Raw genomic sequence first — 9,723 nt, forward strand, 5'->3', positions numbered from 1 at the left:
GTGACCTTCCTGCTTATGCCTGTCGGATCTACGTCGTGATGCTCCGTGCAAGTATCGGGCTTCAGCTTTACTGGCAACCTTACCCGCATCACGCCGCCTCTTATCCGCTTCCTGTTCGTCAGACCAGCATTTTGCCTCGGGCTTCCTTCAGATCCGCAGTCACCCACGGCACCCTTGCCTCTGGCTAACACTTCCCCTTGCCGGGTGTGTGGAGGACTTTCACCTCTGAGTCAGCCTTTAACCACCACGGTCAAAAGCCAGCGCCATTCAGGGCGCTGCGCACCATGCCCGGCGCACCAGTAAAAAATGGACGCCTTACACAAAGCGCCCATTTATAATAATCAAAATAATCAGTAAAGCAGACGAGAACGGATAGTACCCGGCAATGCCTTCAGTTTCTGAAATACCATTTCAGCTTGAGCAGGATTTTCAGTCACAATATCGATAACCACATAACCCATATCTCCACTGGTACGCAAATACTGAGCGGCGATATTAATATCTTGTTCAGCAAACACCTGGTTAATACTGTTCAATATACCCGGGCGATTTTCATGAATATGTAGAAACCGGTTGGTATCATCAGCATGAACAGGAAGAGACACTTCCGGGAAGTTTACTGCTGATAAGGTAGAACCATTATCAGAGTATTTCGCTAACTTTCCCGCGACTTCATAACCAATGTTTTCCTGCGCTTCCTGGGTAGAACCACCAATATGTGGAGTCAGCAACACGTTATCAAATTTACGTAACGGTGACTCAAATGGATCATTATTAGTTGCCGGTTCAACAGGGAACACATCCACAGCCGCCCCTGACAGATGCTCACTTTCCAATGCATCACATAATGCCGGGATATCCACCACCGTTCCGCGTGAAGCATTAATCAGGATAGAGCCCGGTTTCATCAGGGTCAGTTCGGTCGCACCAATCATATTTCTAGTTGATGGCGTTTCTGGTACATGCAAACTAACCACATCACTCATATTCAGTAATTCTGACAAATGACGTACCTGATGAGCATTACCTAATGGCAATTTGTTTTCAATATCGTAAAAGTAGACATCCATACCAATATTTTCAGCCAGAATACCAAGCTGAGTACCAATATGACCGTAACCGATAATGCCCAGTTTTTTACCACGAACTTCATAGCAGCCTTTAGCCTGCTTATCCCACACTCCACGATGAGCTTTCGCATTCGCCAAAGGAATACGACGCAGCAATAACAACAACTCACCAAGGACCATTTCAGCAACAGAACGGGTATTAGAAAATGGCGCATTAAAGACAGGGATACCACGTTTTGCCGCCGCTTTCAGATCAACCTGATTGGTACCAATACAGAAACAGCCTACAGCAACTAATTTTTCCGCTGCCTGGAAAATATCTTCGGTCAGTTGTGTGCGGGAACGGATACCTACAAAATGGGTCTCACGAATGGCCTCTTTTAACTCTTTGGAATCTAATGCTCCCTTATGATATTCGATATTGCTATAACCGGCTGCTCGCAGATTTTCTACCGTGCTCTGATGCACACCTTCTAATAGCAAAAACTTAATCTTATCTTTTTCCAGAGATACCTTAACCATTTATCCTGCCTATTGTTACGCTTCGTTACATTTAAGATTCATTCTCTCAACATAACAAAAAAAACGAACACAGCAATATAAACGATTGCTATTCTTGTCACATAAGTCTTAATAAAGTAGTTATTATGCGGAATAAAATGATCTGAAAAAGAATAAAATTAGGATTTAGATTAAATAACAATCAGAGATATGAGATATATCACTAAATTCTTCACCTATTTTAAAAGTGAAAAAATTTTTAAGGGCGAAAAACTCCGCCCCTGTAAATAATATTATTGAGTGATGGTTTTCACTCCATCGAACGTTCCCATCAATACAACATCCGCACCACGGTTAGCAAATAGACCCACAGTCACCACACCTGAGATACGATTAATTTTATTCTCTAACTCAACAGGATCGAGTATGGCTAGATTATGCACATCAAGAATCACATTACCGTTATCAGTCACAACATTCTGACGATATTTTGGTACTCCCCCCAATTTAACCAACTCACGAGCAACATAAGCGCGAGCCATTGGAATCACTTCGACTGGCAGAGGAAATTTACCCAATACATCAACTTTCTTAGAAGCATCAACAATACAAACAAATTTTTTTGCTATTGCAGCAATGATTTTTTCACGCGTCAATGCAGCACCACCGCCTTTAATCATCTGCATATTGCCATTGATTTCATCCGCGCCATCAACATAGATATCTAGGGAATCCACTTCATTACAATCGAACACAGGAATCCCCAAGCTTTTTAACTTCTCGGTAGAAGCCTCAGAGCTGGATACTGCCCCTTCAATCTGATCTTTAATGGAACCGAGAGCATCAATAAAATGTGAAGCCGTTGAACCTGTCCCCACACCCACAACTGTTCCTGGTGTAACAAATTCGAGTGCTGCCCAACCTACTGCTTTTTTTAGTTCGTCCTGAGTCATATCAATTCATTGCCTATATCAGTTACAAGGAAAGACTGTCGACTAGTATAAACTTTGATAGCAACAAAGAAACCGCAATTCAGTTGAGTGAGATGAATCATGAAAAACCAAGACTAAATGATGTGAAAAACCCGCCATATTAGCGGGCTACAAAAAGAGTGAAGTTTATGCAGCCTCTTTGTTACGACGACGACCTTGCTTTTCTTGGCTTGGTGCCTGTGCATGTTCTTCCAAAACCGGACCTACTTTCATAAGAAAATCCAAGGTCTCTCCAGCTTTTTTATGAGTTTGAATGGTATCGAACATCGGTTCTTTTTGTGTTCTCATAGCTACACCTCTAAAACAACTTCACATTACTGAACTGATTTCGTCATTACAGGAAAAATTCCCGACAAAATCTCTCTGTTGTGGACATAGCTACAAATTTAGAGCGTAAAAACAGATAGTCCACCCGATTTAGTTTATTACAAAGCAGATCATTAAGATTTCATCTTCAACAAAATAACGATTTCTATCTGTATACTATAACGTGCATGTAAGCACAGATATGTCAAAGAACTAACTCCTTAGACCTACTCTTCAACTTTGCCGCTAATGTCTTCATATCACATGACATTACATATCCACAACGCTCTAGCTCAAAACCAAACGAACGATAGTAAGCTATTTTATCCTTAACGGGTTCATGAATCCTGACGTCTTCACCATCAACCATATTCATGAAAATCAATGTTGCATACAGAGTATACAAAAGCATCTTTCTATGCAACGGATGATTTTCTGTATCCTTCACAAAATTTTCCAATACATGGATGTTAAAACTCTTATCGTTCAAATCATATGTCGATAGGGCGACCCCAGCCGGAACAGACTCAATTTGGAAATTTTCTCTTGATGTAACAAATTTTATACACAAACTAAAGCAATCATGTCGATTACCAATTTCTGTAATATAATATTCCCAGTTAAGCTCACCATACGCTTTTGTTAGCATGTTTGCATCGCTGTCAGAAATAGGACCAACCGCCAAATCTATTCCTCTCTGATCCATATATAACTGCAAAGTATTATATGTTAATTGTGCAACATGTTTCAGTGACAGCATAAAAAGCAACCTTACTTACATTGTTATTAAATAGCCAAAAATAACGATTTTTTAACAACTTTATTGAAAGACCACACTTAAGCGAAACATGAAAACAATCTTTAGCCCGATCAAAAATTCATCATTAAGCTAGCAAAAACAGCTTCACCCAGTGCTTTCCCCTGAGCATATCGCCGATTCAACCACATCAACAAACTTAACCTTCAAAAATGGAACCCTCTTCCCAAAGGCGAATAACCAACAAAAATTTATCCAAATTGGGTATAACATGAGTAATTTCTGAAAGGTAGGATTTTACAGTTCACCAGATAAATTGCCTCATCCATCAGAAAAATATGGCATAGTGATATTCAGAAAAATAAGTGGAGAATCTTTCTATAATGAAACGCCCTGACTACCGAACACTACAAGCCCTGAATGCAGTGATCCGAGAACGCGGCTTCGAACGTGCTGCCCAGAAACTCTGTATCACTCAATCCGCAGTTTCTCAACGTATCAAACAGTTGGAAAATCTGTTCGGTCAGCCTCTGCTAGTACGCACCGTTCCTCCGCGCCCCACGGAACAAGGACAAAAACTACTGGCGCTATTACATCAGGTAGAGTTGTTGGAAGAACAATGGCTAGGTGATGAACAAAGTACCGATACTCCATTGCTGCTTTCATTGGCCGTCAACGCTGACAGCTTAGCAACCTGGCTGTTACCGGCACTACACCCAGTACTCGCTGATTTACCTATCCGACTCAATATTCAAGTTGAAGATGAAACTCGGACTCAAGAACAGCTAAGAAGAGGTGAAGTCGTTGGCGCGGTCAGTATTCAACCACAACCCTTACCCAGTTGTCTGGTCGATAAACTAGGCGCACTGGATTATCTGTTTGTCGCCTCACCAGCATTTGCTGCCCGCCATTTCCCAAATGGGGTTACCCGCTCGGCGTTACTAAAAGCCCCTGCGGTTGCATTCGACCATCTGGATGATATGCATCAGGCATTTTTACAACAGAACTTCGAGTTGTCACCGGGTAGCGTTCCATGTCATATCGTCAACTCATCTGAAGCCTTTGTACAACTGGCAAAACAGGGTTCTACTTGTTGTATGATCCCACATTTACAGATTGATCAAGAATTGAAAAATGGTGAACTGGTCGACTTGACACCGGGTTTATGTCAGCGCCGGATGCTCTATTGGCATCGTTTTGCACCGGAAAGCAGGACCATGAAAAAAGTGACTGACGCCCTGTTGAAACTTGGGCGTCAGATGTTAAGACAAGATGACATTAATTAAGGTTTTAGCTCAAAAACCACATCAACCTGATCGCTGAAATTGATGCTATCCTGCTGGTAAGTTTCACCCACTCCAGCAGCAGCACCTCCCGACATCATCACATCAGTATTGCGATACTTCATGTGATCAATCGCCTCTGGTGCTCGGTAATTGATACTGTATATCGAGCCAACTTTGCTATTAAAGCCTTTCGCCAATGCATCAGCTTGTTTAATCGCATTCTCAATGGCCTTCTGGCGCACTTCATCACGATATTTTTGCGGATTGTCCACACCAAACTGAACAGATACAATTTCGTTCAAACCCGCTTTTAATGCACCATCTAACAGATCATTAAGCTGATCTAACTTACGAACCTTCACTTCCACTGAACGGATCGCACGATAGCCTTTCAGAACCGATTTGCCAGATACATTGTCATACTCATAATCAGGCTGAGTACGCAGATTCGCCGCATCAATATCTTTCTTTTCAATACCGTGATTTTTCAGAAAATCAAAATATTTAGCAACCAGCTCATCAACCTGCTTTTTAGCCCCAGAAGCATCTTTAGCAGAAATATTGACGTTAATCATCAATGTTGCTATATCCGGTTCTGCTTTCACTACCGCATTACCAGAAGTAATAACATGAGGGACTGCAGGTAAATCAGCAGCCTGTGCAGCAAGTGGCACCCCGGCACTTAACATGGCGGCCAACCCTAATGATTTTAATTTCACACAACCTCCGAAGAAAACCTGTTACAGAAAATGTTCATCCCACGGAAAAACCGAAATATACATGGGATGAATGCAACACTAACACACAGGCTGTATGCAAAGAAGTGTTCAGATTAATCAGAAATTAGCAATCCCTGCTTAGCAAGTTGCCATGCGATATACCACATTATGATACAGATAAACCCATTAATAATCCGTTGAGAAAGCGGCTTACTTAACACAGGGGAAAACCATGCAGCCAGTAATGACAGAGAAAAAAACCAACTAACAGAAGCACTTGCAGCACCAAAAGTAAACCACGGCCTGAGTTCTGAAGATAACTGACCACCAATACTGCCCAGAACAACAATGGTATCTAAATAAACATGCGGATTTAACCAAGTGACCGCAAAGATGATCGCAATTACCCGCCAACGGTTTTTTACTGAATTATTTACCTGCGCCAGTTCAATATTGGCAAACAAAACCACACGTAAGGCCCCCCATCCATACCAGAATAAAAAAGCAACACCTCCCCAGGTGACAAATTGCAAGAGTAAAGTTGACTGACTAAGTAATGCACTACCACCAAATACACCGACACCAATCAAAAAGCCATCACTGATCGCGCACAAAGTTGCACTCATTAGATGAAATTGTCTCCTGCTGCCTTGCTGCATAACAAAGGCATTTTGTGGGCCAAGAGGCAAAATCATTGCTGCGCTAAGAAAAAAACCCTGCACAAATGTCGATAACATAAAAAAATTCCTCAATAATTATTCACTTTGCTATTTCAATGTTCAGAATATTAAGAAGAATAGCTCATTAGAGGAAACAAATGCTGCTAATCGATCATAAGAAATTTTAATAACCAACCAAGAAGCAGATTTTTACAGGAAAATTATTTGATTAATTCAAGGGAAATCAAGCTAATACATACTAAAAGTATTAATGAATCTATCAATTCCATGAAAATAAGAGGAAGGGATTATTTTGAAAAAAATTATGGGTTTCATGCTATTAGCAATCATTATTGTTGCTGCTCTTACTGTAAGAAACTACTATTTGCTTCGAAATGATGTTGAAGAGACATTAAACCACTATGAAATAATTGAACACTATATTGGTACAGCAAATATTACAGATGTAAAGCTCAGTTATTATCAGCCTTCTTTATGCAAAAAAGGCTGTGAGCGCTTTATTCTTAAAATACAGGGTGAAAAAGGTGATGGAATAGTCACTGCTGATATTAATTTCCATACTTCAGATGTTTCATCCGCTGTCCTTTGCTTATCTGATAACAAGAAAATAGCACTGACAGAAGATATCAACGATGATTTTATTAAAAACAACTTTAATACCTTATGTCGATAAAATAAACTAGGGGAATAGAGCGTCCGCGCTATTGACAGCGCGGCGCTAATTTACTGGTAAAAATTTACGGTTTATTCACATAATCAGAAGGTTATTATCCAATCCCCTCTGATTAATCACTCATTTTATTCCGCGCCATAGCTTGATTCCGATGCAAATAAACATCCATTTGTGGATAAGGAATACTGATATTGTGTTTATCCAATGTACGTTTAAAGTCCTCCATCAAATCCCAATAAACCTCCCAAGCATCACCATTGGTAGTCCATACACGCACAATAAAATTCAGTGAAGAAGGTGCCATTTCATGCAAACGAATCGTCACGCCTTTGTCATGCTGAATACGATTGTCTGCGGCAATAACATCACCTAATACTTTTTTAACTTCATCAATATCCGCATTATACGCAACACCGACCATGATCTGGGTTCGACGATTTGGTTCACGGCTGGTATTAATAACATTATCTGCAATAATTTTCCCATTCGGGATCACGATAATTCTGTCATCTGCTGTACGCAATGTAGTAGAGAAAATCTGCACCTGAACAACAGTGCCTTCAACGGCGCCCAGAATAACATATTCGCCCGCACGGATTGGGCGAAAAGCCACCAACAATACCCCTGCGGCAAAGTTGGACAAAGAACCCTGTAAAGCTAAACCAACAGCTAAACCAGCAGCACCGATAACTGCAATGACAGAAGCCGTCTGAACACCTAATTTGCCCAACACTGCAATAATAGTGAACGCAATAATCAAATAACGAACAACAGCAGCCAGGAAATCTGATACCGTTACATCAATGCCGCGCAATGACATAACTCTTTTCACGCCTTTACTGATGAGTTTCGCCGCCATCAATCCCAGAACAAGAATCAAAATAGCAGCAACAGTATTGACCAGATATTGAATGATTAAATCCTGATGATTAATAAGCCAGCTTGTAGCCTCATTAATACCACCAGACAGATTGATATCTTCCATTAAAACCACCTTGATTCTTTAGCTATTCAACTATAATTGAGTAAAATTACTCGATGACTATCCTTCATAACAACCATTAACAGTAAGAAAAAAACCTATCGTGCCAGAGAATTATTTTCGTCTATATACAGCTTTTTACCAATCGTACTTTTGCAAAATAAAACCCCGATAATCGGCCAACATATCAATAAAATCCTTGGTACCGCAAAAAGCTAGGCTCTCATTATCGTAATAACTCATACCCTCCTCCATCGAATCAGTTTCAAACTCAAGCTGATTGGCGCGAATCATAACTTCTTCGTCATCCATTAACAGCGTATATTCATGACCTACAAGTTGCCATTGACGTTCACTACCTTTAATTCCGGCCAACGCTGAGGCAATCTTATCTATCACCACCAAATCACCTTTAACTTCTTCATTCAGCCACTGACCAATAGCTTCGTGATCCATTGAGAACCGGCTCGTCACCTGTCCAGTGACATCCAGCAAAAATTCGTATTCCATCATTACCTCCGGTGCGTTCTTTCCATTTTAATATTTCCTAGCAATTCCGCCCCAGAATCAGCCCACAAACTGCCAAGAAGTGGGAGATTAAAGCCTCTATGCTGACACAACAGTCTGGTTTTCACCTGGATAACCGAAATATACACCCCAAGTTATTCTTGAGGTTTGTGTCCGCCATGGCTTTCATCGGAGGAGAGTTCAGCCTCAGTGCAAATATAGACAAATACACTATAATTAATAATATCTCAGAGAAACAAAAACAGCAAAATCGAACACACGCCCACTAATTGATGAGATATATTCAAGGATCTTGCAATAGAACAACTTATTTTCCATCTTGTCAGAAAAAACAAAGACACCTTTCAGGAGCCATTATGATACGCCATATTCTTTTGTTAAAATTCACATCCGAGATAAAAGAACAACAATTAACGACGATAAGAGATACCGCTATTTCCATGCAGCATCAGATCAAAGGTATTTCTTCTATCGAGTGGGGAAGTAATGTAAGTAGTGAAAACAAAAACAAAGGTTTTACACATGCTATCACCATGACATTTGATGATCATCAAGCTATTTCAAACTATTTGCCTCACCCAGCGCATGACAAATTAAAAGATCTGCTTATAGATTCTGTCGACGACCTCATCGTCTTTGATTATGAAGTGTAATTTTCATTTATGGGAAATAACTATATACTAATCAATGTTCAACATAATGAATATTGCCGGCGCACCTAAGAATAATTAGACGCGCCGATTATCGGTAGAAATATGTTTATATGGATTATCATGGAAAATTTAAATATTTAACCAATAATTAAATACTATACCTAATAGATTTCGAGTTGCAGCGCGGCGGCAAGTGAACGAATCCCCAGGAGCATAGATAACGATGTGACTGGGGTGAGTGAAAGCAGCCAACAAAGCAGCAGCTTGAAAGATGAAGGGTATATACCCAAGAAACTTCAAGATGCAGTTTTTAGCACCTGAAAATGGTCGTTAATTCTAGACGTCAGCGAGTCCGCTATATCAGGTAACGTTGTGGTGAAAAATTTGAAGACTTTGTCTCGAAATTCATGCTTATCAGCGAAATAACGGTTATTTCGAACCTGTTCATTCATGACCTTCCATAATCGCTCTATCGGGTTTAAATTTGGGCTGTATGGAGGAAGGTAATGTAACTCAATATTGCTAACATAAGCCCACTCCTTCACAAGATGAGCTTTGTTGTAACCCGCCCCATCC

The 9,723-nt window shown here is 40.5% G+C and carries 13 protein-coding genes; 4 read left to right on the plus strand and 9 right to left on the minus strand.

Annotation, left to right across the window (positions count from 1 at the left end):
• On the plus strand, window positions 1-188 hold a 188-nt coding region (locus tag D3222_RS26320), incomplete at its 5' end, for a hypothetical protein (protein WP_232832640.1).
• 162 nt (window positions 189-350) lie between these two features.
• Here D3222_RS26320 and serA read toward each other — a convergent pair.
• The 4 genes from serA to D3222_RS22890 all read right to left on the minus strand — a co-directional run bounded on the left by serA (window position 351) and on the right by D3222_RS22890 (window position 3,629).
• Window positions 351-1,592: a phosphoglycerate dehydrogenase gene (serA, locus tag D3222_RS22880; protein ID WP_118988165.1), complete on the minus strand. Its 1,242-nt coding sequence runs from the start codon at window positions 1,590-1,592 to the stop codon at window positions 351-353.
• A 272-nt stretch (window positions 1,593-1,864) separates the two neighbouring features.
• A complete protein-coding gene (rpiA, locus tag D3222_RS22885; RefSeq protein ID WP_118988166.1) occupies window positions 1,865-2,524 on the minus strand; it encodes a ribose-5-phosphate isomerase RpiA in 660 nt (219 codons plus the stop codon).
• Window positions 2,525-2,689: 165 nt separating this feature from the next.
• Window positions 2,690-2,851, minus strand: coding sequence for a hypothetical protein (locus tag D3222_RS25690; protein WP_198672905.1), 162 nt, complete (start codon window positions 2,849-2,851; stop codon window positions 2,690-2,692).
• Window positions 2,852-3,074: 223 nt separating this feature from the next.
• Complete coding sequence (locus tag D3222_RS22890) at window positions 3,075-3,629, minus strand: hypothetical protein (protein WP_118988167.1); 555 nt, start codon at window positions 3,627-3,629, stop codon at window positions 3,075-3,077.
• 380 nt (window positions 3,630-4,009) lie between these two features.
• On the opposite strand from D3222_RS22890, the gene D3222_RS22895 reads away from it, so the two are divergent.
• Window positions 4,010-4,912 (plus strand): LysR family transcriptional regulator ArgP, encoded by a 903-nt coding sequence (locus D3222_RS22895; protein WP_118988168.1) that lies wholly within the window; start codon window positions 4,010-4,012, stop codon window positions 4,910-4,912.
• Here D3222_RS22895 and D3222_RS22900 read toward each other — a convergent pair.
• The gene (locus D3222_RS22900) at window positions 4,909-5,631 is read right to left on the minus strand and encodes an oxidative stress defense protein (RefSeq protein ID WP_118988169.1); all 723 of its coding nucleotides are present in this window, start codon (window positions 5,629-5,631) and stop codon (window positions 4,909-4,911) included. The genes D3222_RS22895 and D3222_RS22900 overlap by 4 nt on opposite strands.
• Window positions 5,632-5,744: 113 nt before the next feature.
• Window positions 5,745-6,368: an arginine exporter ArgO gene (argO, locus tag D3222_RS22905; protein WP_118988170.1), complete on the minus strand. Its 624-nt coding sequence runs from the start codon at window positions 6,366-6,368 to the stop codon at window positions 5,745-5,747.
• 235 nt (window positions 6,369-6,603) lie between these two features.
• Between argO and D3222_RS22910 the strand changes: the two genes are divergently transcribed.
• Window positions 6,604-6,984 (plus strand): hypothetical protein, encoded by a 381-nt coding sequence (locus D3222_RS22910; protein WP_157975410.1) that lies wholly within the window; start codon window positions 6,604-6,606, stop codon window positions 6,982-6,984.
• Window positions 6,985-7,096: 112 nt separating this feature from the next.
• On the opposite strand, the gene mscS is transcribed toward D3222_RS22910, so the two are convergent.
• The gene (gene mscS / locus D3222_RS22915; RefSeq protein ID WP_118988172.1) at window positions 7,097-7,969 is read right to left on the minus strand and encodes a small-conductance mechanosensitive channel MscS; all 873 of its coding nucleotides are present in this window, start codon (window positions 7,967-7,969) and stop codon (window positions 7,097-7,099) included.
• Window positions 7,970-8,104: 135 nt separating this feature from the next.
• On the minus strand, window positions 8,105-8,476 hold the full coding sequence (locus D3222_RS22920; RefSeq protein ID WP_118988173.1) for a YacL family protein: 372 nt from the start codon (window positions 8,474-8,476) through the stop codon (window positions 8,105-8,107).
• A 374-nt stretch (window positions 8,477-8,850) separates the two neighbouring features.
• Here D3222_RS22920 and D3222_RS22925 point away from each other — a divergent pair, with 374 nt between their 5' ends.
• Entirely contained in the window at window positions 8,851-9,147 is a 297-nt protein-coding gene (locus tag D3222_RS22925) for a Dabb family protein (protein WP_157975411.1), read from the plus strand.
• Between the two features lie 296 nt (window positions 9,148-9,443).
• On the opposite strand, the gene D3222_RS22930 is transcribed toward D3222_RS22925, so the two are convergent.
• A partial coding sequence (locus D3222_RS22930; RefSeq protein WP_198672728.1) for a transposase occupies window positions 9,444-9,723 on the minus strand: 280 nt, incomplete at its 5' end.

The organism is Photorhabdus sp. CRCIA-P01 (assembly GCF_003545805.1).
Taxonomy (GTDB): Bacteria; Pseudomonadota; Gammaproteobacteria; order Enterobacterales; family Enterobacteriaceae; genus Photorhabdus; species Photorhabdus antumapuensis.